The following is a 22,998-nucleotide window of genomic DNA, read 5'->3' as shown; positions in this document are numbered from 1 at the left end:
TCGTAAGGTCTACTAACAAACATGTCCGTATCGGATGAACAGCGCCCAACGACGACGCCGGAGTACCTCGGCACGAGTGCTCACGCATTCGGCCCCGGTCGTCACCTGCGCTCGCGCTCCAAAGTGCTTCCTGAGCACGCGCGAGGCCACAACCGGGCGCTCGTCCTGCAGACCCTGTACCACTCGGGCGCCATGAGCCGTGCGGACCTCTCTCGGGAGACCGGTCTCACCCGGGTCACGATCTCCGACCTCGTCGCGGAGTTCATCGCCGACGGCATCGTCGTCGAGATGGGCGTGCGCGAGACGGTGGGACCGGGCAAGCCGCCCATCCTCATCGACATCGACCGCGTCGGGCATCAGATCATCGGGATCGACCTGTCGGGCCCGCATGCATTCATCGGCGCGCTGCTCAGCCTCGACGGAGACGTGCTCGAGCGCCGGGAGGTGCCGCGGCCCGAGAGCCCCGATGGCGATGCCGCGTATGCCGCGACTCTCGCACTCGCATGGGCGCTCGTGGCCACGGCCACGCAACCGATCCTCGGCGTCGGCATCGGAACTCCCGGTGTGGTGCGTCCCGACGGCGTGGTGCTCAGCTCCCCGAACCTCGGATGGACCAACCTGCCGCTGGAGGCGAAGCTCGGCGTCGATCTCGACCTTCCCGTTCTGGTCCGCAACGACGCCAACGCGGCCGTGCTCGCCGAATACACCTTCGGTGAGGCGAAGGCCGACTTCATGCTCATCCGCATCGGTCGCGGTGTCGGAGCCGGACTCATCACCGGCAGCCAGCCGCTGGTGGGCAGCCGTTTCGCGGCGGGCGAGATCGGGCACGTCGTCGTCGGGACCGACGGAGGGCCGCGATGCGCCTGCGGCAAGGACGGCTGTCTCGAGGCCTGGCTCAGCGAGACACGACTGCGCCCGGCGATCGAGGCCGCACCGGACTCCCGCGACGAGATCCTTCGCGATGCCGGCACCCGCATGGCCGTCGCGATCGCACCGATCGTGGCAGCGCTCGACCTGTCGGAGGTCGTGCTGTCGGGCCCCGCAGATCTGCTCGACGGGGTGCTGATCGACTCCGCCGTGCACACTCTGCACGCTCGTACTCTGGAAGGTGTGTTCGAGGATGCGCTCATCCGTCGCACCTCACAGGCAGACATCGTGCTGCGGGGGACCGCGGTGATGGTGCTCTCCGGGCAGCTGGGCGTCTCGTGATCGGGATGCACGGCCTGAACGATTCGCGGAGCGCCGTCCGATGACGCGCGCCTCTGTCGCCGACCTCGACGGTCGGCTGGTTTCTGTGGGCCTCGACGTCGGTGGCACGAAGATCGATGCCGTCGCGGTCGCCTCCGACGGTGAGATCATCGCCCGGCTGCGTCGACCGACAGGTTGGGGAGACGACGCCGTCGTGTCGAGCATCATCGACGTCGTCGCTGATCTCGCTGTCGACGGCGGATTCGAGCCCTCGACGGTCGGCACGGTCGGTGTCGGCATCCCTGGGGTCGTGGACTCCGACACCGGGCGCGTGCTGCATGCCGTGAACCTCGGCGTCGAGGCGCTCGACCTCGCAGACCGCGTCTCCGCGCAGCTCGCGGTGCCCGTGCGCGTCGAGAACGATGTCAAGGCCGCAGCCCTCGGAGCGGCAGCGCTGAGGGGCATCAGCGGGTCGATGGCCTATCTGAATCTCGGTACGGGGGTCGCCGCGGGCATCGTCATCGACGGTGAGATCTGGCGCGGGTCACGCGGAACGGCCGGAGAGGTCGGACACCTCTCGGTGGATCCGAACGGCCGCCTGTGCAGCTGCGGCCAGCGTGGCTGCATCGAGACCTTCTGCGGAGGCGGAGCACTCACGAGGGCATGGAACCGCCCGGGCACGCTCCCCGTGCGTGACATCCTCGACGCGGCCGAGTCCGGCGACGAGCGAGGGGTTGCGCTGCGCGCCGATCTCTTCCACGGCGGCGCGGCGGCCGTGCGGGCGCTCGTGCTCTCCGCAGACGTCGAGCGGGTGATCATCGGCGGCGGACTGACAGCCCTCGGAGATCGACTCCGCGACGGCATCCGCGCCTCTCTGCGTGCAGGGGCGGCGGCTTCGCCCTTCATGCGCTCTCTGCAGCTCGACGAGCGGATCGAGTTGCTACCGGCCGGCTCGCCTGCGGCCGCCTTCGGTGCCGCGGTCGTCGGCTCCACCACCCCCTCTAAGGAGACTGTGTCCCATGGCTGAAGTCGTCATCGTCGAGAATGCCCAGGCGGCCGGCGATCTGGTCGCCACCGAGATCGTCGAGCTCATCGACCGGCGCGCCGATGCGGTGCTTGGCCTCGCGACCGGTTCGACCCCGCTGCCGGTGTATCAGGCGCTCCGCACGCGACTCGCCGGTCGTGACGTCTCGCAGGTGCGCGGCTTCGCGCTCGACGAGTACGTCGGCCTCGACCCTGCCCATGTCGAGAGCTACCGCTCGGTCATCACCCGCGAGGTCGTGGAGCCGCTCGGGCTCGACCCGCGGCGCATCCACGTGCCCAACGGCGCGGCCGAGACGATTCAGCACGCGGGGGACGATTATGAGACCGCGATCGACGCCGCAGGCGGAGTCGACCTGCAGATCCTCGGCATCGGCACCGACGGACACATCGGGTTCAACGAACCCGGCTCGTCGTTCGCCTCCCGCACCCGCGTGAAGACGCTCACCCAGCAGACCCGCGAAGACAATGCGCGCTTCTTCGACTCGATCGACGATGTGCCTCGGCACTGCATCACCCAGGGCCTCGGCACGATCCTCCGCGCCCGCCACGTGGTGCTTCTGGCGTTCGGCGAGGGCAAGGCGCGGGCGGTGGCCGAAGCCGTCGAAGGGCCGCTGTCAGCCATCCTCCCCGGCTCCGCGATCCAGCTCCACCCGCACGCGACCGTCGTGCTCGACGAGGCAGCGGCGTCGCAGCTGAAGCTCGCCGACTACTACCGCTACACCTTCGCCAACAAGCCTGCCTGGCAGGGGCTCTGAGCCGCCGACCGCTCAGGGAGTGCCGGAAGGCCACGCCAGCGGCAGCAGGTGCTCCACGCTGAGCGGTGCGAGTGGCAGCGTCTCGGCATCCGCCGGGGTGATCCACCGGAGCTCGGCGAGCTCGGCCTGCGCCACCGGCTGCGCGGCGCCGATCGTCACGACGAAGGCATCAGCGACGACCCGGTGACCCGGCTCGTTCGCAGCCTCCGACACGAACCTGCCGAGGGGCTCGAGATCGTCGAGACCGAGTTCGAGACCGAGTTCCTCGTGCAGTTCGCGCGTGAGCGTCTCAGCGGGCGTCTCACCGTGCTCCGGTTTGCCGCCGGGTTGCATGAATCTGGTCGTACCCTGCTTGCGCACGACGAGAACACGTCGATCCGCATCGAGGATGATCGCCGCGCTGACGTGGATATCAGGCATCGGCGGTGAACACCTTTCCGGGGTTGAGGATGCCGAGCGGATCGAAGGCGCGTGTGATCTGACGCTGCAGCTGCCATTGATCGTCGCCGATCTCGTCGGCCAACCAGCGGCTCTTGAGAGTTCCGATCCCATGCTCGCCGGTGAGCGTGCCACCGAGCGCGATCGCCGCCCGGAAGAGCTCGTCGGCCGCCTCCCAGACGACGGGGGGCGTCTCGTCTCCCTCGAAGATGAAGTTCGGATGCAGATTGCCGTCGCCGGCATGGGCGACGGTCGGGATCGAGACCGAGAACTTCTTCTCGATGCGCGCGATCTCATCGAACATCGCCGGCATCGCACTCCGCGGCACGGAGACGTCTTCGATGAGAGTCGTTCCGAGAGCCGCCATCGCCGGATGCATGGAGCGACGGATCGCGAGCATGCGTTCTCCCTCGGCGCGGTCGTGCGAGACCTGCGTGATGCCGTGATGCGCGGTGAGTATCTCGGCGATCATCGTCGCCTCCGCGATCGCGGCAGGGCCGTCGGTCTGGATCGTCAGCTGAGCGCTGCCCGCGACGGGCGAGGGCAGAGCGAGCAGAGCGGCGACGGCGGCGAGACTCGCGGCGTCCATGAGCTCCATGATCGCCGGCTGGCTGCCCGACGCGGTGACCGCGGACGAGGCGGCCGCAGCAGTGCGCACGTCGGGGAACGTGGCCGTCACCGTGCAGACGGTGCCCTCGACCAGGCGCCGCAGCTTGAGGGTCGCCGAGACGACGACGCCCAACGTGCCCTCGGAGCCGATCACCAACGACGTGAGATCGAGGCCGGTCACTCCCTTGACGCTGCGGTGTCCGAGATGCAGCAGGCGACCGTCGGAGAGAACCAGGTCGAGGCCGAGCACCGCGTCGCGGACCACGCCGTACTTGGCGCAGAGGAGTCCGCCCGCGCCGGTCGCGATGTTGCCGCCGACCGTCGAGATGGCCCTGCTCGCGGGGTCGGGAGCCCACCACAGGCCGTGTTCGGCGAGCACGGCGTTGAGGTCGGCATTGATGATGCCCGGTTCGACGACCGCCAGCAGATCATCGGCTCGGATCTCGTGGATCGCGGTCATGCGCAGCGTGGAGAGGACGATCTCACCCGCGCCGGCGTTCGCAGCCCCGGCGAGGCCCGTGCCCGCGCCGCGAACCACGACCGGCGTGCGGGTCTCGGTGGCGATGCGCATGACGGACTGCACGTCGGCGACCGACTCGGCGTGGACGATGGCCAGCGGGGTTCCGGCTGCGGCGTGGCCGGACTGATCGGCTCTCACGCCATCGAGCGCTGAGGGATCGGTGTCGACGAGGACGCCGAGCTCCGATCTCAGCCGATCGAGGGTGTTCATTCGATGCGACGACGTCCGCTGACCACACCTGCTCCGACGGCCACCACGGCGAAGGCGATGCCGATCAGGGGCTGGTCCATGAGCCACCAGGCGATCGTCACGCCGACGTAGATGAGCAGTTCGACGGCGGCGCGGAGGAACGGATGCAGCCGCAGCACGGGACGCGGCGAGAGGAAGAGCGCCCACACGAGGATCACGATGACGGGAGCGCCGATTCCGAGGATGACGTTCCACGGCAGCGGCCAGGTGGCGAAGCCCCACAGTGCAAGCGTGCCGACGGCCACCACCAGGACGATCGATCGGACGATGTCGAGGGCGTGAAGAGCGGGCCGGTCGACACCGGGAACGGAGGCGGAATCCTGGTGCATGGATCCAGTCTATTCGCCGGTGGCGGCGGGTCAGGGCGCGGGGACGGCCTCGTCGGTGTCCTCGACTGCGGGCGTCGCCTCATCGGCGACGGGGGCGATCTCCTCATCGACGGTGGCATCGTCGAGACCCTCGTCCGCGGGCGTGGTCGCCTCTTCAGGCGCAGTCCCTGCATCCGGGGCTGCGGGAGCCGCCGTGTCCTCAGGTTCAGATTCAGGTTCAGGTACGGGGTCGGTCGCTCCCGGTGCCGGGTCGGGGCCGGGTGGTGCCGGTGCCGGTGCCGGTGCCGGTGCCGGGTCGTCCGCGAATTGGCATGCCAACTCGAACAGCTCGCCGATCAGCGGAGTCGAGCTGATGTCGTACAGGCCCGAGAGAGTGGTGGTCGCCGAGGTTCTGGATTCCGAGCCCGCTGTATAGAAGAAGTCGACGGCGGAGTCGTCGCACAGCTGTCGGAGGGTTGGACGCAGATCGATGTTGCCGTGGCCGGCTTCATCGAGGACGACGCTGCTGGTGCCTCCCGATTCCCCGGCGATGTGCGACGCGATCTGCGCGCCTGGCGTGCCTTCCACCGCGATGACATAGTGGGTGACCCACGTATTGCCGTCGATGAAGGCGTCTGAGAGTGAGAAGTCCAGAGCTTTCTCTGGAAGAGTCGGCTGCTCCGGCTCCGGCTCCGGCTCCGGCTCCGGCTGGGGCTCCGGCTCCGGCTGGGGCTCCGGCTCCGGCTCCGGCTCCGGCGCAGGGTCGACGGGCTGCTCGGGTTCCGTGGGCTGCTCCGGCGCAGGGTCGACGGGCTGCTCGGGTTCCGTGGGCTGCTCCGGCGCAGGGTCGACGGGCTGCTCGGGTTCCGTGGGCTGCTCCGGCGCAGGGTCGACGGGCTGCTCGGGTTCCGTGGGCTGCTCCGGCGCAGGGTCCACGGGCTGCTCGGGTTCCGTGGGCGGCGCTGGCTCTACGGGAGGCTCAACCTCAGGCGCGGGCTCCGTCGGCGGAGCCGGCGCCGCGGGAGCCGTCGGCACGGTGGGAGGCGAGATGCCGGGAGCCGTGTCCTCGGCGGGTTCGCTGACCTCGGGTTCTTCTGCGGGAGGAACGACGGGTTCGGGCGCGGCATCCGAATCGTCGTCGTCATCGATGACGTCGGGCTTCTTCTCGTCGGCCTTCATCGCCTCGTCGGGACCGACATCGGCGCTGATCGACGAGGAATCGCTGTCGCCTGCGCTGGGCAGGGACGCTGCGGGTGAGACGCCCGCGAGGCCGGGGATGATGGTCGCAGCTGCGACGACGCCGGCGACGACGAGGGCTGCCGAGCCGGCTCCGACGAGGGCACCGACTCCGCTGAAGATGCCGCCACCTGCTCCGGCGCCACCCGCAGAGCCACCGACGCCTGCGCCGCCGACACCGGTCGAGCCGCCTGCGCCTGATCCGGTCGATCCGCCGGCCGCACCCGCGACGCCACCGCTCGCGACCACTGCGCCCTCGGTGATGCCCGACGGCATGGCGGCGAGAGCGACGATCGGGGTCCCGCCACCCTGCAGGGTGGCGAGGTAGCCGGCCGATCCCGTCACACCGAGCACGAGCGGGAGCAGCACGAGGGCGAGCCGCTTGGAGATGTCCTTCGCCTCGGCCGCCACGATCATGCATCGCGCGCACACTTCGAGGTGCTGCTCGAGGCGCTTGTGGTCGCGTGTGCCGAGGTTGCCCCGAGAGTAGGCACCGAGGTGTTCGATCGTCCATTGGCAGTCAGAGCCAGGGGCGGCGCTGCGCAGATGCGCCTGGATCCACGCCTCACGGAGACCTTCGCGAGCGCGGAAGGCCAGCTGAGAGACGGCTCCGGCCTTCATGCCGAGCAGCGGTGCCGCCTCGTGCGGCTTCATCTGCTCGATCTCGGTGTACCAGAGCACCTCCTGCCAGCGGGAGGGAAGGCTACGAAAGGCCTGAGCCGTCAGGCTGCGGTCGAGTGCCTCGTTCGCGGCCTGCTCGGTGCTGTCGGGATCTGCGACGCTGTCGAGCTCGTCGATGGCCGACTCGCGGCGTGACCTGCCCCAGGCGGCAGCCGTGTTGCGGATGCTGGTGAACAGATAGGCGCGGAAGGAGCCGTTGGGGCCGCCGCCTTTGATGATCGCCTGGTAGATGCGTGTGTATGACTCCTGGACGAGGTCGTCGGGATCGATCGACGAGGTGATCGATCGCGCGACCGACATGCCCGAGGGGTAGTGGCGACGCCACAGCTCACCGAATGCGGCGGCGTCACCCGAGCGGGTGCGCAGCACCAGTTCGGTGTCAGCGATCGATTCGTCGTGAGGTGAGTTGTCGTGGTCCACAGTCATCCGTCTGTCGTGGGGCGGAAGTGCCTCCACAGTAAGAGACGCGTGATTCGTTGTTTCATCACGCGTCTTCTCCATTCTCTCTCTGATCTTCTCGGTGCGCCACCCCGAGATCGGCATAGGTCGCGTGATCGTCTGAAAAATAAAGCCCAGTTCAAAGTCGTAAAGTGAACCTGCGTCAAAGAAATTCGAAGAATTTCTGGGAAGTCGCGTAATGAATCGAGGTCGGCATCGTCTCATCACATAGAGACAGCCACGAGCTCCACCGGGGGGCGGAGCTCAGGTGCTCATGCAGGGGGCATGAGCGCAGGCATGGTGGGTCGAGAGCCTCGGGGGAGGAGTTCTCGACTCACCGCTCTGAGTGGGGGGGAATTGTGACGGGGCCGTCGATCTGGGGAACGGCGGCCCCTCACCCGCAAGAAAGAGAAAAGGCACCGGAGAGCGCAGAGTTGCGCGTCGATGCGCGCAGCGTGGGCCTAGGCCCGACCGCCCACCCATGCGCGCACGACGCGCAACTGTGCAGTCCACAGCACCGCGTCGCCCAGGTGTCCGATCGTGAGACGACCCAGGCGCTCGCTGACCCCGATCGCACGCGCCGGTGTCTCCGTCGCCGCTCGTAGAGCATCTGCCAACGGCACGCCCGCCGCGACGGTTCGACGGACGGCTTCGTCCTGAGTGAGCGTCGAACCAGCGATCGAGCCGGTGTCGTTCGTGCGCGCGATGCCGTCTCGCACGGTCACTCGAACCGCGCCGAGGTCGTAGTCGCCGTCGGCGCTTCCTGCGGCTGCCATCGCATCGGTGATCAGCGCGACACGTGCGGGGGCTGCGTCGAAGAGCAACCGCACCACATGCGGATCGAGATGCACATCGTCGGCGATGGCCTCGAGCACGACCCGATGATCCGCGGCCGCGGCGAGTACAGGGCCGGGGGCGCGGTGATGGATCCCGGGCATCGCGTTGAACGCATGGGTGAGGATCGACGCCCCCGCATCGAAGGCGGCGACCGCCATCGACGCATTTGCATCGGTGTGACCGACCGCCGCGGCGGCTCCCGACGCGGTGATCAGCCTGATCGCGTCGATACCGCCCGGGAGCTCCGGAGCGATGGTCACCTGACGGATCGTGCCGCGTCCTGCCTCGAGCAGTCGAGACACGTCGTCGGCGACGGGCTCGCGCAGCAGGGCGGGCGCATGCGCTCCATGGTGTCCCGGATCGAGGAAAGGGCCCTCGAGGTGCGAGCCGAGGATGTCGGTGTCGGTCGCCATCAGCTCGGCGATCTCCGCGACCCGGCGCTCGAGCTCGTCGAGTGTGCCGGTCACCAGGGACACGACCGCGCGGGTGGTCCCATGCTCGCGGTGCAGCGCCCGGGCGGCGCGAATCGCCTCGGGTCCGTCATCGAACGACGACCCCGCGCCGCCGTGCCCGTGGATGTCGATGAGTCCCGGGCTGAGGACGGCGCCGGCTCCGGCCGTCTTCACGGCATCGATCACCTCGTCGGCCGGCGACCAGGTGGCGCCGACACCGCGATCGACGATCACACCGGCCTCGATCCGCACCCAGGCGTCGTGCACGGTCTCGCCGCCGTCGATGATCGTCGCGGAGTGGACCACGAGCGATCCTTCCGGGCTCGAGACGATGCTCATCGATCGGTCCATGGGATCTCCTCGGCGCGGTGGAAGTCGATGTCGGCAGTCTCCCAGAGCGGGGCGAGTGTCGCGAGTCGCGTGCGGAACGACTCCCACGTGCGTTCCGGGGCGGTCTGCGGTGACCAGGCGATCTCCGCCTGAGCGGCCGCGCGCGGGAACACGAGCTGCTCGACCTCGCCGATCGTGCGGGTGGTCTCGCTCCAGAGAGGCGCCTCGACGCCGATGATCGCCGAGTCGGGCACATCGAGCACGTCGGTGGGTTCCCACTCGTAGGCGGTTCGCACGTCGACGACTCCCGCCCAGGTGAGGCCGAGGGGGAAGTCGGCCGAGTACTTCATGTCGAGGTAGGCGACGTCTGCTGCAGACATGATCAGCGCGCCACCGCGAGCGACGAAATGCGCGGCTTCTTCGGCGTGGGTGCCCTCGGGAGTCGTCTTGCCCCAGTACTGACCGACGGTGCCTTCGGCGATGCCGGCGGCGGCACCGACCTCGTGCCAGGCGACCGGGATCTTCCCTGCCTCCACGACGATCGCGGTGGCGCGCTCGACGAAGATGTCGAAATCGGCCTGCGGGGTGCCGAGTGATTCGTCGCCGCCGATATGGAGGTACGGGCCCGGCGTGATCTCGGCGAGCTCGCGCACCACGTCGCGGACGAAGTCGTAGGTGAGCTCGTCATGGATGCGCACGCTCGAGTGGCCGACGCCCCACCCGACGTACGGTTCGCCCTTGACGGGCAGGGGCTGGGCGAGGCGCTCGGACTCGGCGACGAGGCCGTCGTTGAGCACGGGGCTCTCGACGAGTTCGGGGTAGGCGACTCCGATCGCGTGCGTGTGGCCGGGAAGATCGATCTCGGGGATCACGATCATGTGGCGGGCCGCGGCGTGCTCGACGATCGCGCGATAGTCGTCTTTCGAATAGAAGCCGCCGCGGTCCCCGCCGGCGGCGGTCAGCGACGCCAGCTGGGTCAGCTTCGGCCAGGAGTCGATCTGAATGCGCCATCCCTGGTCGTCGCTGAGGTGCAGGTGCAGGTGGTTGAACTTCAGCGCGCTGGTCGCGTCGATGAACTTCAAGACCTCCGCGACCGTGAAGAAGTGGCGTGTCACGTCGAGCATCACGCCACGGCGAGCGAAGCGCGGTGCGTCCGAGATCTCCGAGTGCAGTAGTCCCCACCCGTCGTCGTCGCCCTCCCGCAGCAGCTGCAGCAAGGTCTGCGATCCGTAGAAGAGACCGGCCTCGTCTCCACCGACGATCTCGACCGACGCGCCGACGGTGAGGGTGTAGCCCTCGGGGGCGGCGGCATCCGGATCGATCCGCAGCGAGATCGCCGCGTCGCCCGGGGCGGAGGGCCCGGATGAGCGGGAGAGGCGGATGCCGCTGCGCTGCGCGATCGCGTCGATCAGCTGCTCGGCGACGGGCGAATCGCCGATGACGCGGACGGTGTCGGTCAGCGGCATCCGGCTGTCGCCGACGCTGGCGGAGTGGGGGAGGGGAACGAGGGGCATGGAATGGGGAAGGACCATGAACAAAACCTACCCTGCGAGAACGGGAGAGCACAGGGGCAGATCCGCTATGCTCGTAACCGTCGCGACTGGCGTCTGGGTGGACTACCACCGGGGAGCGACTGACCACGGAATTCGACCGCGCGCCTGGGCCGATTGGTATACCCGTTCGAATCCGTTGTCAGAGGAGCATGTCATGACCGATCGTTACTTCAACGCCCCGCTCGCCGAGGTCGATCCCGAGATCGCACAGGTCCTCGATCGTGAGCTCGCACGTCAGCAGACGTTCCTCGAGATGATCGCATCCGAGAACTTCGTGCCCGTCTCCGTGCTGCAGGCGCAGGGCTCGGTGCTCACCAACAAGTACGCCGAGGGCTACCCCGGTCGTCGTTACTACGGCGGATGCGAAGAGGTCGATGTCGCCGAGGAGCTGGCCATCCAGCGCGCGAAGGACCTCTTCGGCGCCGAGTTCGCCAACGTCCAGCCGCACTCGGGCGCATCGGCCAACGCCGCCGTGCTGCACGCGATCGCCCGCCCCGGTGACACGCTTCTCGGCCTCGCCCTCGACCAGGGCGGCCACCTGACCCACGGCATGAAGATCAACTTCTCGGGTCGTCTCTACGACATCGTCGCCTACGGCGTCGACCCCGAGACCTCGACGATCGACATGGACGAGGTGCGTCGCCTCGCGATCGCGCACAAGCCGAAGGTCATCATCGCCGGCTGGTCGGCATACCCCCGCACCCTCGACTTCGCGGCCTTCCGTGCCATCGCCGATGAGGTCGGCGCGCTGCTCTGGGTCGACATGGCGCATTTCGCGGGTCTCGTCGCCGCAGGCCTGCACCCCAACCCCGTGCCGCACGCTCACGTCGTCTCGTCGACCGTGCACAAGACGATCGGCGGCCCCCGCTCGGGCTTCATCCTGACCAACGACGCCGACATCGCCAAGAAGATCAATACGGCCGTGTTCCCGGGACAGCAGGGCGGACCCCTCATGCACGTGATCGCCGCCAAGGCGACCGCGTTCAAGCTCGCGGGCACCCCCGAATTCACGGAGCGTCAGGAGCGCACCCTGCGCGGCGCATCGATCCTCGCCGAGCGCCTCTCGCAGCAGGACGTGAAGGACGCGGGCATCGGAGTGCGCTCCGGCGGCACCGACGTGCACCTGGTGCTCGTCGACCTTCGTGACGCCGCCGTCGACGGCAAGCAGGCCGAAGACCTGCTGCACGACATCCACATCACCGTGAACCGCAACGCCGTGCCGAACGACCCGCGTCCGCCGATGGTCACCTCTGGTCTGCGCATCGGAACTCCGGCGCTCGCGACCCGTGGATTCGGCGATGCCGAGTTCACCGAGGTGGCCGATGTGATCGCCCTCGCACTGCTTCCGGGCGCCGATGTCGAGGCACTCCGTGCCCGCGTCGACGCGCTCGCCGCAGGCTTCCCGCTCTACCCGGAACTGCAGCAGTGACCGCGAAGGTCCTCGACGGCAAGGCGGCGTCGGCCGCGATCAAGGCCGAATTGACCGAGCGGGTCGCCGCGCTGAAGGCGAAGGGCATCGTCCCGGGCATCGCGACCGTGCTCGTCGGGGCCGACCCGGCGTCTCAGCTCTACGTCGGGATGAAGCATCGACAGTCCGAGGCGATCGGGATGAACTCGATCCAGCGCGAGCTGCCGGCCGATGCCACGCAGGCCGATGTCGAGGCGCTGATCGACGAGCTCAACGCCGACCCCGACTGCCACGGCTACATCGTGCAGCTGCCGCTGCCGAAGCACATCGACACCGATGCGATCCTCGAGCGGATCGACCCGGCGAAGGATGCCGACGGTCTGCACCCGACCAACCTCGGCCGGCTCGTGCTCAACGTCAACAAGCCGATCCACACCCCGCTGCCGTGCACGCCGCGCGGTGTGATCGAGCTGCTGCGTCGCAACGGCTACGACTTCGCGGGCAAGCACGTCGTGGTCGTCGGACGTGGTGTGACGATCGGTCGCTCGATCGGTCTGCTGCTGACGCGTCGTGACCTGAACGCCACGGTCACGCTGACGCACACCGGCACGGTCGACATGCCGCGCTATCTGCGTGAGGCCGACGTGATCGTCGCGGCGGCCGGCGTGAAGCACCTCATCCGTGCCGAAGACGTGAAGCCCGGAGCCGCCGTGCTCGATGTGGGCGTGACTCGTGAGACCGACCCCGAGACCGGCAAGAACCTGGTCTTCGGAGACGTGCATCCCGACGTGGCAGAGGTCGCTGGCTGGGTCTCGCCCAATCCGGGTGGTGTCGGCCCGATGACCGTGGCGCTGCTGATGACCAACGTCGTCGAGGCAGCCGAACGCCTCGTCTGACCTGCATCGGTCCCGATCTGCGCATCCGGCCCCGATCCGCTGACTCCTCCCGCTGATTCGTCCGCGAATCGGGACGATGTCTGCAGATCGGGGCCGTCTGCGTTCAGCCGAGTTCGTCGAGCATGCGTCGTTGCTCGGGTGTCAGGCCGTCGTGCAGCTCCTCGCGCGCCTCGGCGGTGGCCGGCGCGGCCGGTGCGGAGGGGGACGCGGGCGCCGTGGAAGCAGGGGCGGACTTCTTGCCAGACACCTTGCCCTGCACGGCGTCGTACAGCTCGCCGGCCTTCGCCCTGAGCTTGTCGTCGACCTGGTCGTAGATCATCCAGCCGAACAGCAGGAACAGCGGGGGCAGGACGTAGCTCCAGACTCCCGAGGCGCGGACGCCGCTGAGCCAGACGACCGACACCCAGATGATCAGCTCGACGAGATAGACGAGGACGTACTGCACGACTTTCTCGCCGGTCTTCGTCCGGTCGGCCGCCGACTTCGCAGCAGCCTTGCGGAACGCACCGGTCAGCAGCGGCTTCACGAAGAGCGCGGCGAGGGTGAGTATCACCGCAGCCCAGAGCGCGTGGAAGCCGACAGACACCCCTGCAGACAGCAGGCCGATGAGCAGCAGCACCGCGACGTTGAAGACGTACAGGGCAGCGAACCGGACGATTCCGTTCTTCATGTCACCAGAATTCCACACTCGCGGATGCCGTGGCACGAGAGCGTGTTCACGGCGAGGGGTCAGCTCTGTGCGTGCAGGCTGCTCTCGACGTTCGTGATGCGTGCCTGCTCATCGAAGTGGAACGTCGCCGAACCCGAGGCATCGGCGATCGTCGCGCCGGAGAACGATTCGTCCGTCCAGGTCAGGTTCCATCCGGCGAGGCGCGCGGCGTCCCACACCGAGGTGCGTGCATCGGTCAGAGCGAGCTCGGAGAGGATGCGGGGCAGCGCGATCGCGGCGGAGGCGACCGTCAGTGGCGGAATCGGTGCATCGAGCAGGAAGACCGCGGAGGTGCCGCCGCCGACCGGCGCGACGTAGTACGGAGCGCGTCCGGTGAGTTCGACCGCGACGCCTCCGACGGTGTGCGCTGCGGCGGTGATCCACCCGGCATCGCCGGCGGCATCGTCGGGGAAGGCGAGTTCGGTCTCGCTCAGTTCGGCGATGCCGTGCTCGATGCCGTAGTCGCGCAGCTGCGCTGCTATGCCGTCAGGATCGCCCTGGGGGTGCGCCCATGCCCAGAGCAGCGAGCGGGGACCGGGGGCGATCGTCGCCACCAGATGGGCCCGTGTCACCAGCTGGCGCGAGGCGTCTTCGTTCGATGTGAAGGTGAGTGAACTGGCCGCCATATCGGCATCCCAGCGATGGTCGCCGAGGGCTTCGAGCGCGGTCACCAGCGAGTCCTGGCGAAGAGCGGTGAACAGTGCGGCACGGTCTGCGAGCGGCTGGAGCGCGGCGAAGGTCATGCTCCCAGTCTCACCCGGAATGCTATGAATCCGCCAACCTCGATGGGCGGGAATCGCGGTTTCCCTGGCGCAGAAACCGCGATTCGCCGCTCAGACGGCCCGTGCGCGGGCCGCCCGTGGTGAGAAGAGCGCCTGTGCACCCCCGATTTCCAGATCGGAGATCCTGACCGCGGCGTCCGAGGCGAGCGACAGGTTGCCGGCGAGACCGACGGCCATGCTGCGGATGCCGTCGGTCCAGTCGGCAGTTCGACCCAGCGGGTCGGCGAGACCGCCTCGAAAAACATCGTGGAGCAGCATGTCGTCGCCACCGCCGTGACCGCCGGCGCTCCCGTCGATCTCCACCACTCGTGCGCGTCCGAAGTGCGGCTGGACAACCAGACGCTCGCCCACTGGACGTGAGGGGTCGTCTGAGATCAGATCAGGTCGAGCGCTGGGATCGACGATGGTCCTGCCGGCCTCGTCGACGGTCACCGACCCGCGCTCCACGACGTTCAGCTCGGCACGACCGCGGGTCCCGTTGACCGACACCGTGTAGCCCTCCCAGGGGGAGTGCGCGTTGAGCGAGTACGACATGGTGCTGCCACGGGCGTAGTCGACGACGAGCGCCAGGTTGTCTTCGATGGTGATCCCTTCGTCGAAGACATCGCGATCGCGGAGGTAGCCGTCGAAGTGCTCCTGGTCGAGGTACAGGCCCCGCCATACGGGATCGGTGCGCAGGTCCAGGCTGAAGGGATCGTGCAGGGGTGAGTCGGTGGTCCCGCGCTCTGGCCTCGGGCCCACATCGCGGCGTCGGGCATTCTCCGCGCCGTAGAAGCGCAGGCCTCCTGCGGCGAACACGCGCGCCGGAGTGTCTGCCAGCCACCAGTTGACCAGGTCGAAGTGATGGCTCGCCTTGTGGATCAGCAGCCCTCCGGATCGTGACTTGTCGCGATGCCAACGACGGAAGTAGTCGGCACCGTGCGCGGTGTCCAGCACCCACTCGAAGTGCACGCTCGTGACGTCCCCGATCTCTCCGGACGCGATGACCCTCTTCAGAGCGGTGTTGCGAGGTGAGTAGCGGTAGTTGAAGGTGAGGATGACGTTCCGTCCAGTGCGCTCGACGGCGTCGGCGATCAGGCGGACGCCCTCCTCGTCGATCGTCAACGGCTTCTCGGTGATCGCATCCGCTCCCGCTTCGAGAGTGCGCACGATGTGCTCCGCGTGCGTGTGATCGGGGGAGGTGATGATGACGCGGTCGACGCGGTGACGTGCGATCGCGTCACCCAGATCCTCAGGGGCGAACCGCGCGGGTGAGCCGAGCGCCGGATGGCGGGCGAGCGACCACTCCCGGCGTCCGGTGTTGGTGTCGGCCACCGCCACCAGCTCGGCATGTTCGGCGTGGGCGCCGGCGATCGCCTCGAGATACATCTGCGCGCGTGAGCCCGTGCCCACGATGGCGTAGCGGGTTCGTGTCATGGTGTCGTCCTTCCGACTACTTGATGCCGCTGGTCGCAGCGCCCTTGATGAGGAATCGCTGACCGAACAGGAACACGAGGAACAGCGGGATGAGCGAGACGACGCTCATCGCGAACATCGAGCCGTAGTCCGAGCTGGATTGCGCATCGAGGAAGCCCTTCAGGGCCAACGAGGCAGGGAACAGCTCCGGAAGGCGCACGTAGATGAGTGGCCCGAAGAAGTCGCCCCACGTCCAGATGAAGGTGAAGATCGCCGTGGTCGCCAGCGAGGGGACGATCATCGGCAGAGTGATCTGGAAGTAGCTGCGGAAATGTCCCGCACCGTCCATCCGGGCCGCTTCGAACAGCTCCTTGGGCAGGCCGCGGATGAACTGGACCATCAGGAAGATGAAGAACGCCTCCGTCGCGAGGAACTTCGGCGCGATCAGCGGGAGGAACGTGTTCAGCCATCCCAGTTCCTTGTAGATCAGGAACTGAGGGACCAGCAGGACCTGGAACGGCAGCATGATCGATCCCAGCATCAGGACGAATGCGAGCGTGCGGCCGCGGAACTTCAGGCGGGCGAAGGCGTAGGCGGCCATCGAACAGGACAGCAGGTTGCCGACGATCGCTCCCAGGGCGATGACGGAGGAGTTGAACAGGAACACGCCGAACGGCGCCTGAAGGTCGTTCCACCCATTGGCGTAGTTGTCGAACGTGAGATCGGTCGTGAAGATGCTGAGGTCGCGGAAGATCTGATCGTTCGGCTTGAGGCTCGACACGACGAGCCAGATCAGGGGGTAGATCATCAGCAGGGAGGTCGCCGCCAGCGCGATGTGCTTGCCGATCGACCGCGCACGCTGCCAGACGGGCGTGCGGGTGCTCGCGATGCGGCGCCCCCTCAGGTCGGTGCGACCCGGGCGGAGCAGGGTCTCGGTCTCAGTCGTCATAGAACACCCAATACTTCGAAAGCCAGAAGTTGAACGCGGTGAAGGCAGCGATCACCATCAGCAGGAACCAGGACATCGCCGAGGCGTACCCCATGTCGAGCTCGGTGAACGCCTCCTTGTAGAGCAGGAGCGTGAAGAACATGGTCGAATCGCTCGGCCCGCCTGTCCCTCCGGAGACCACATAGGCCTGGGTGAAGGATTGGAAGGCGAAGATGATCTGCAGCACCAGATTGAAGAAGATGACCGGCGTGAGCAACGGGAACGTGATCGAGAAGAACTGACGGATGCGCCCGGCGCCGTCCATCGACGCCGCCTCGTAGTACATCTCCGGAATCTGCCGCAGACCGGCCAGGAAGATCACCATGGGCGAGCCGAAGGTCCAGATGTGCAGGACGATCAGGGTGCCCAGCGCGAAGTCGGGGTGGCCGATCCATCCTGGTCCGTCGATCCCGAACCAGGCGAGGAAGCCGTTGACGATGCCGTCCTTGCCGAATACCTGACGCCACAGGATCGCCACGGCGACCGAGCCGCCGAGCAGCGAGGGGAGGTAGAAGATCGATCGGTAGAACGACAGCCCGCGCATCCCCTTGTCCAGGAGGATCGCAAGCCCCAGTGCGAGCGCGAGCTGCAGCGGTACTCCGACGAACACGTAGATGAGCGTCACGCGGAACGAGTTCCAGAAACGCGCATCCGAGAACATCTGGACGATGTTGTCGAAACCCGACCAGACCGGCGGCCGCAGCAGGTTGTAGTCCGTGAAGGAGAGATACAGCGATGCGATGATGGGGCCGATGGTGAGCCCCAGCAGGCCGATCAGCCAGGGCAGGAGGAACACCAGCGCCGCCTTGTTGTCGGGGAATCTCTCCTTGACACGCGTCGCCGGACTGCGCCGGGAGCGGGCGATGGTGCGTAGTTCGCCGAGACTGCTCACGTGACCTCCTTGTCATGTCTCTGATCCGATGAGAAATCGGTTTCACGAGTTCTCCGATTATTGACAGACCTCTGACGATCCGTCAAGTCGACTTTGCCCGGGAAATCGGGCAAATCACGAATTCGTTGCCGGCGACGCGAAATGCGTTGACAGGAAATCCCGTCGATGTTAGCTTCTTTCGAGAAATCGGTTTCTCCTGACTCACCGTCCGGTACGGACCGAATGCCCTGACATCCCGGCCGCCCCGGCGGCCTCAACTGAAAGAGGCGCAATGACGCGTATCATCCGTGCTCATGCGGTCATCGGCTCCGCTGTTGCCGCTACCCTTCTGCTCGCGAGTTGCTCAGGCGGCGCAGCAGACGAGGGCTCCGTCGATGACCCCGGCGAGAAGATCGAACTCGAGATGTCCTGGTGGGGGGATGACAGCCGCGCCGCGCTGTTCGGGGAGGTCATCGACCTGTTCGAGGCTGAGCATCCGAACATCACGGTCGTGCAGACGCCCGTCGGCGCGCCGGACGACCTGTTCAATCGCCTGGCGACCGACTTCGCGGGCGGAGGTGACACCGCTCCCGATGTGTTCGCCCTCGGCGGGGCCAAGCCGCAGGAGTATGGAGAACTCGGCGCACTCCTGGATCTGTCCACCGTTTCGGAGCAGCTCGATTACAGCCAATACCCGGACTTCTCCCTCACCAACGCGACCGTCGACGATGCGCTGTACGGACTGCCGACGGGCGGCAACGCGACTGCCGCCTTCGTGAATCTCGATGTGTTCACGCAGGCAGGTGTCGAGCCGCCGAGTGAGGGCTGGACCTGGGACGATCTGATCGACGCCGCCGGCGAGATCGGCAGCGCCGGCCTGACCAACGCGGCGGGGCAGCCGATCTACGGCATCGACCTGCGCATCGGGGACGTCATCGGAACGTACTCCGGTCAGGTCAGTGAGCTGGGGATGTACGACTGGGACGGCCAGCTGGGTGTCACAGCCGAAGACATCGCGGGCTGGTACGAGATCGAGCAGGAACTCGCGGACGGCGGCGGCCTGCCGGACCCATCGGTCGTCACCGCGAACTGGCAGTTGCCCCCGGACCAGCAGCCGTTCACGCTCGGGCAGGCGGCGGTCACCTTCGGCTACAGCAACCTCATGAGCGTCTACGCGACGGCAGGTGAGAACGTGCAGATGATGCTGCCGCCCTCGTCGACGAAGACATCGGGCGTCGCGCTGCTTCCCTCGGCCTTCTGGGCGATCAACGCGGCGACCGAGCACCCGGCGGCGGCAGCGTTGCTGGTGGATTGGTTCTTGAACGAGCCCACCGCTGCAGAACTCATCCTCGACTCCCGAGGTGTGCCGTTCAACCCCGCGACCCTCGAAGTCGTGTCCCCTCTGCTCAGCGGGCCCGGCCAGATCGCCGCGGACTACGTCGACGTCGTGCTCGACGAGGGCGTCGTCGCCCCGCCGCAGCCTGCCGGTGGATCGATCATGAACGAGCTGTCCCAGCGCATGGAGTCCGATGTGCTGTTCGGTAGATCGACGCCGGACGAAGCCGGGAAGAAGTGGATCGACGAGCTGGGCGCAGCCCTGAACTGAGAGAGCCGACGGTGGGGCTGGCGCCCCACCGTCGACCTTCCGAGGAGAGCACCATGAGCGACGCACACCGCGCAGACATCAGACGCAGGCTGCGGAGCGCGCACCCTGCGCATGACGCCGGCATCGACGGGACACCGTTGGGGGCTGCCCTCGATGAGTCGGGAGTTCGGTTCGCCGCCTCGTCAGGACCGCTCGAGCGGCGCTGGCTCGAAGCGCTCGGCCAGCTTTCGCGCTGCATCCGACCGCTCCTGGACGGAGTGCCGGTGCTCAACGAGGGCGGGGTGTACCGAGGATGCTGGATCGAGAGCACCGGAACGATCAACACCGAGGTGCTCGGTCGGTTCGCGCCCGACATCGCCCGCGACACACTGCGGCAATTCGCCGTGCATCAGCGGGCTGACGGGATGATCCCGTACAAGGTGACCGACGCCGGACCCGGGTTCAGTCAGATCCAGATCGTCACCCCGCTCGCGCGCGTGGTGTGGCGCCACTGGCAGTCGACCGGGGATCGCGAGCTCCTGCGGACGATGTACGCGGCGATGGTGCGGTACGACGCGTGGCTGGCCCGATATCGCGACACCCGCGGCACGGGCGGAGTGGAGGCGTTCTGCGCGTTCGACACGGGACACGACCTGTCTCCCCGGTTCTGGTTCGCCCCGGACCGCGCGCTGCACGGCGATGCCCGCGAGTGCGATCCGCTGATGCCAGGGGTGCCCTTCATCGCACCGGACCTCACCGCGAACGTCGCGTGCCAGCGTTCATACCTCGCACTCATCGCCGCCGAGCTGGGGGACGACATCGAGGCCGAGCGCTGGCGGGCCGCCGCCGAGACGTCGCTCCGGGCGCTGCACGAGCAGTGCTTCGACGAAGGCGACGGCTTCTACTACGACAACGATCGCGCCGGGCGGCACGTGCGCATCGAGAGCGACGTTCTGGCGCGCGTGCTCGCCTGCGAGGTGGGCGACGGGGAGTTCTTCACTCGCAGCCTGCGCCGTTACCTCATGAACACGCGCAAGTTCCTCGCGCACTACGGCTTCACGTCCCTCGCGATGGACGACCCGCGCTTCGACCATGACGCGGGACGCAACAGCTGGGGCGGGCCGGTGAACTTCCTCGCCCTGCTCCGCGCGCCGGAGGCGTTCGAGCGACACGGACACGTCGCCGAGCTCGGTCTCACCGCATCCGCGGTGTTGTCTGCGATCGCCGTCGCAGATCGCTTTCCGCAGTGCCTCGATCCCTGGTCAGGCGCAGCCGGTTATACCGAGGAATATGCGCCGTCCATCCTCTGGTTCCTCGACGCGATCGAACGGCACAGTGGGATACTCGTGCGGCCGGACGAGGGGATCTGGTTCTCCGGACTCGCACCGACCCGGCTCGAGCACGGTGCGGCTGCGGATGCCGTCGGATACCGTCGCACGGTCGAAGGGCAGGTATGGGAGCTGGTCGCCGACGACGAGATCGTCGAGGTGCATCGGAATGACGAGTTTGCGTTCTCGTTCCCTCGCGGTTGGCGCGTGGAGACGGATCGAGCGGGCGAGCCCACCGCTGTCGTGGGACTCGCCGCCGGCGCCGTCGAGGGTGAGCTCACGCTTCCTGGAGCAGGGATCCGGCTGACGGCGGTGCCGAACGAGCGCATCGCTCTGCGCGACGTCGCCGTCGCCGAGCGCACCGCGGTCGAGTTCGTGGGCCCGGTCTTCGACTGAGTCCCGCTCTGCCGGAGCGCCGCGTCTTGGTCGGCGACACCGGCGACACCGGCGGCCCGGCATCGCGCGACTGTGCGTCACGCGCGCAGGCGCACGCCTCTGTCGGTCTCCTCGAGAGGGAAGAACACTGCGCGTTCCTCCGGAGTGCGGTTCGGGGTGTGCAGCGCGAGGAGCAGGTCGCCGTCGGCATCCGCGAAGATCATGCCGTGCCCGCCGTCGGTCGGCCAGATCGCGTGCTCGCTCTGGGACCAGGGGCCGATGATCGAGTGGGATGCTGAGGTCGCCACGCCCATCGCGTAGCCGGAATCTCCGAAGCTGGACCACAGCATCAGCAGCCGCCCGTCACGGGTGCGATACAGGGAGGGGCCGTCGGTGACGAATACCTGCGGGAATTCGGGGCGGGGGATCGAACGTGCCCACGGCGCCTCTGATGCTCGGAACAGCAACTGCGGCGCACCCACCGCTGCGCGCAGGTCGTCGGTGAGCCGCATGGCGTGAATCTCACCATCGCCGACGTCTTTCCACTCGTGGCAGAAGACGAGGTAGGGGACGCCGTCCTCGATGTGGAGCGTGCCGTCCAGGCACTCCCACCCGCGCGGGGTCAGCGGTCCGTCGGACCACGGCTCGTATGGGCCCTCGGGGCGATCGGCTCGCAGCACCTGGGTGCCACGACGGCGCCCCTCTGCGGTGAAGGTCGCGAACATGTAGAAGCCCGAATCGTACCGGTGCACTTCCGGCGCCCAGTACTGCGTGTGAGACCAGAAGTCACTCGACGGGCGGAATGCCGGGAGCGGACCGTGCCACTCCGCGAGATCATCGCTCCAGTATGTGTCGAACCCGGTGGCGGGGCCGCTCCAGATGTTCACGTCGGTGCTGCCGAACAGCCAGTAGCGCCCCGCGTCGACCAGGACGAACGGGTCACGAATCTGGATCTCGTCGAGTCTCACGACTCCGCACCGTCTTCCTGTCTCGGTGGTGCGGTCGACCCGCGGATCTCCAGCCTCGGCTGGAACACGACGTCGTGATCGGGGACGTCGCCGTCGATGAGCGCCCGCATGCGGTTCCATGACAGAGTGCCCAAGGACTCGTGCGGGACGGATGCCGTCGTCAGCGGCGGTGTCATGAATCGCGCGAAGGGTATGTCGTCGAAGCCGGTCACCGAGATGTCGTCCGGCACCCGGAGACCCTGCTCCTGCAGCCCGTGGATCAGGCCGATGGCGACCAAGTCGTTGAAGGCGAGGACCGCTGTCGCGCCGCTGCGGGCCACGGCGGCCGCCGCCGCCAAGCCGTGCTGGCTGTTCGCGCCGCCACGCACCCGGGTGAGGGTCAGGTGCTTCGTCGATCCCGTGACGTCGCCGATCCCGCGGAGCCGGTTCTCGTTGGCGGGCCCGTCCGGACCTTCGACGTAGGCCAGGTGCCGGTGGCCGAGGGAGTGCAGATGTCGGGCGAGCGCCTCGAGCCCGGCTCGGGAGTCGACGGTCAGGGTGGGCACGGACGTGGAATGACTCGAGCGGTTCAGGAGGACCACGGGACCCAGCGCGCTGGTCGTCTCTCCGAGTGCCGCATCCGGCATCCGCGGCGCGCACAGCACGAGAGCATCACAACGGTGACGCACCTCAGCCGCCAGCAGCGGTTCGTCCTCGGGCGATTCTGCCGAATCGGCGACGAGCACGCGGTATCCGTCGGCTGCGGCGGCCTTGCTGAGACTCGCCAGCACCGCCTGGAAGCTGGGGTTGGTGAGGTCGGGCACGAGGAACGCGATCGCCTTCGTCTGTCCGAGAGAGAAGCTGCGGGCGAGGTGATTGGGGGAGTAGTGCAGTTCCCGGGCTGCCGTGCGGACGCGCTCGGCCGTCTCGGGGTCGCCGAAGAACCGATCATTCATGACGCGCGACACCGTCGCGGGCGAGACGCCCGCTGCCTGCGCCACCGCGCTGATCGTGGTCGCTCCGGAGCGTGGAGTCATCGGGTCCTCCCGAGCGGTGAGCGGTGTGGCCGCTGGCTC

General features: G+C 67.8%; 20 protein-coding genes and 1 riboswitch. Of the genes, 7 read left to right on the top strand and 13 right to left on the bottom strand.

Annotated elements, in window-relative coordinates; genetic code table 11:
* Positions 1–21 precede the first annotated feature (21 nt).
* Genes ACZZZN_RS10535 through nagB form a run of 3 tightly spaced genes read left to right on the top strand, consistent with a single transcriptional unit; the run spans position 22 to position 2,987 of the window.
* On the top strand, positions 22–1,209 hold the full coding sequence (locus tag ACZZZN_RS10535; RefSeq protein WP_463505101.1) for an ROK family transcriptional regulator: 1,188 nt from the start codon (positions 22–24) through the stop codon (positions 1,207–1,209).
* A 40-nt stretch (positions 1,210–1,249) separates the two neighbouring features.
* A complete protein-coding gene (locus tag ACZZZN_RS10530; RefSeq protein ID WP_463505100.1) occupies positions 1,250–2,215 on the top strand; it encodes an ROK family protein in 966 nt (321 codons plus the stop codon).
* Positions 2,208–2,987, top strand: a complete 780-nt coding sequence (gene nagB, locus ACZZZN_RS10525; RefSeq protein ID WP_463505099.1) for a glucosamine-6-phosphate deaminase — start codon at positions 2,208–2,210, stop codon at positions 2,985–2,987. Before ACZZZN_RS10530 ends, nagB begins: the two co-directional genes overlap by 8 nt.
* A 12-nt stretch (positions 2,988–2,999) precedes the next feature.
* On the opposite strand, the gene ACZZZN_RS10520 is transcribed toward nagB, so the two are convergent.
* The 6 genes from ACZZZN_RS10520 to ACZZZN_RS10495 form a co-directional block, all read right to left on the bottom strand.
* Complete coding sequence (locus ACZZZN_RS10520) at positions 3,000–3,407, bottom strand: NUDIX hydrolase (RefSeq protein WP_463505098.1); 408 nt, start codon at positions 3,405–3,407, stop codon at positions 3,000–3,002.
* Complete coding sequence (locus ACZZZN_RS10515) at positions 3,400–4,764, bottom strand: FAD-binding oxidoreductase (RefSeq protein WP_463505097.1); 1,365 nt, start codon at positions 4,762–4,764, stop codon at positions 3,400–3,402. The genes ACZZZN_RS10520 and ACZZZN_RS10515 overlap by 8 nt, the downstream gene beginning before the upstream one ends.
* Positions 4,761–5,132 carry a YrdB family protein gene (locus tag ACZZZN_RS10510; RefSeq protein ID WP_463505096.1) on the bottom strand — a complete coding sequence of 124 codons (372 nt, stop codon included), beginning with the start codon at positions 5,130–5,132 and terminating at the stop codon, positions 4,761–4,763. The genes ACZZZN_RS10515 and ACZZZN_RS10510 overlap by 4 nt, the downstream gene beginning before the upstream one ends.
* 30 nt (positions 5,133–5,162) lie before the next feature.
* Complete coding sequence (locus ACZZZN_RS10505; RefSeq protein WP_463505095.1) at positions 5,163–7,454, bottom strand: sigma-70 family RNA polymerase sigma factor; 2,292 nt, start codon at positions 7,452–7,454, stop codon at positions 5,163–5,165.
* A 473-nt stretch (positions 7,455–7,927) separates the two neighbouring features.
* Positions 7,928–9,106 (bottom strand): N-acetylglucosamine-6-phosphate deacetylase, encoded by a 1,179-nt coding sequence (gene nagA / locus ACZZZN_RS10500; protein ID WP_463505094.1) that lies wholly within the window; start codon positions 9,104–9,106, stop codon positions 7,928–7,930.
* The gene (locus ACZZZN_RS10495) at positions 9,091–10,617 is read right to left on the bottom strand and encodes a family 20 glycosylhydrolase (RefSeq protein ID WP_463505093.1); all 1,527 of its coding nucleotides are present in this window, start codon (positions 10,615–10,617) and stop codon (positions 9,091–9,093) included. The genes nagA and ACZZZN_RS10495 overlap by 16 nt, the downstream gene beginning before the upstream one ends.
* A 54-nt stretch (positions 10,618–10,671) precedes the next feature.
* Positions 10,672–10,756: riboswitch (ZMP/ZTP riboswitch) on the top strand.
* 36 nt (positions 10,757–10,792) lie between these two features.
* On the opposite strand from ACZZZN_RS10495, the gene glyA reads away from it, so the two are divergent.
* Together glyA and ACZZZN_RS10485 are read left to right on the top strand one after the other, a co-directional pair.
* Entirely contained in the window at positions 10,793–12,067 is a 1,275-nt protein-coding gene (gene glyA, locus ACZZZN_RS10490) for a serine hydroxymethyltransferase (protein ID WP_463505092.1), read from the top strand.
* Complete coding sequence (locus ACZZZN_RS10485; protein WP_463505091.1) at positions 12,064–12,942, top strand: bifunctional methylenetetrahydrofolate dehydrogenase/methenyltetrahydrofolate cyclohydrolase; 879 nt, start codon at positions 12,064–12,066, stop codon at positions 12,940–12,942. Before glyA ends, ACZZZN_RS10485 begins: the two co-directional genes overlap by 4 nt.
* Before the next feature lie 103 nt (positions 12,943–13,045).
* Here ACZZZN_RS10485 and ACZZZN_RS10480 read toward each other — a convergent pair whose 3' ends face one another.
* The 5 genes from ACZZZN_RS10480 to ACZZZN_RS10460 all read right to left on the bottom strand — a co-directional run bounded on the left by ACZZZN_RS10480 (position 13,046) and on the right by ACZZZN_RS10460 (position 17,708).
* Positions 13,046–13,612, bottom strand: a complete 567-nt coding sequence (locus tag ACZZZN_RS10480; protein WP_463505090.1) for a hypothetical protein — start codon at positions 13,610–13,612, stop codon at positions 13,046–13,048.
* A 59-nt stretch (positions 13,613–13,671) separates the two neighbouring features.
* On the bottom strand, positions 13,672–14,394 hold the full coding sequence (locus tag ACZZZN_RS10475) for a DUF6882 domain-containing protein (protein ID WP_463505089.1): 723 nt from the start codon (positions 14,392–14,394) through the stop codon (positions 13,672–13,674).
* A gap of 90 nt (positions 14,395–14,484) precedes the next feature.
* Positions 14,485–15,849 (bottom strand): Gfo/Idh/MocA family protein, encoded by a 1,365-nt coding sequence (locus tag ACZZZN_RS10470; RefSeq protein ID WP_463505088.1) that lies wholly within the window; start codon positions 15,847–15,849, stop codon positions 14,485–14,487.
* A 16-nt stretch (positions 15,850–15,865) separates the two neighbouring features.
* The gene (locus ACZZZN_RS10465; RefSeq protein ID WP_463505087.1) at positions 15,866–16,777 is read right to left on the bottom strand and encodes a carbohydrate ABC transporter permease; all 912 of its coding nucleotides are present in this window, start codon (positions 16,775–16,777) and stop codon (positions 15,866–15,868) included.
* A complete protein-coding gene (locus ACZZZN_RS10460; RefSeq protein ID WP_463505086.1) occupies positions 16,767–17,708 on the bottom strand; it encodes a carbohydrate ABC transporter permease in 942 nt (313 codons plus the stop codon). The genes ACZZZN_RS10465 and ACZZZN_RS10460 overlap by 11 nt, the downstream gene beginning before the upstream one ends.
* A gap of 271 nt (positions 17,709–17,979) precedes the next feature.
* Here ACZZZN_RS10460 and ACZZZN_RS10455 point away from each other — a divergent pair, with 271 nt between their 5' ends.
* A complete protein-coding gene (locus ACZZZN_RS10455) occupies positions 17,980–19,293 on the top strand; it encodes an ABC transporter substrate-binding protein (RefSeq protein ID WP_463505085.1) in 1,314 nt (437 codons plus the stop codon).
* A 53-nt stretch (positions 19,294–19,346) separates the two neighbouring features.
* The gene (locus ACZZZN_RS10450) at positions 19,347–20,996 is read left to right on the top strand and encodes an MGH1-like glycoside hydrolase domain-containing protein (RefSeq protein ID WP_463505084.1); all 1,650 of its coding nucleotides are present in this window, start codon (positions 19,347–19,349) and stop codon (positions 20,994–20,996) included.
* A gap of 77 nt (positions 20,997–21,073) precedes the next feature.
* Here the strand turns inward: ACZZZN_RS10450 and ACZZZN_RS10445 are convergent, their stop codons facing one another.
* Together ACZZZN_RS10445 and ACZZZN_RS10440 are read right to left on the bottom strand one after the other, a co-directional pair.
* Positions 21,074–21,943, bottom strand: a complete 870-nt coding sequence (locus ACZZZN_RS10445) for a glycoside hydrolase family 43 protein (protein WP_463505083.1) — start codon at positions 21,941–21,943, stop codon at positions 21,074–21,076.
* Complete coding sequence (locus ACZZZN_RS10440) at positions 21,940–22,959, bottom strand: LacI family DNA-binding transcriptional regulator (RefSeq protein WP_463505082.1); 1,020 nt, start codon at positions 22,957–22,959, stop codon at positions 21,940–21,942. The genes ACZZZN_RS10445 and ACZZZN_RS10440 overlap by 4 nt, the downstream gene beginning before the upstream one ends.
* Positions 22,960–22,998 lie beyond the last annotated feature (39 nt).

It is taken from the genome of Microbacterium sp. AC145 (assembly GCF_979258505.1).
This window is presented reverse-complemented; position numbering and strand designations above follow the sequence as displayed.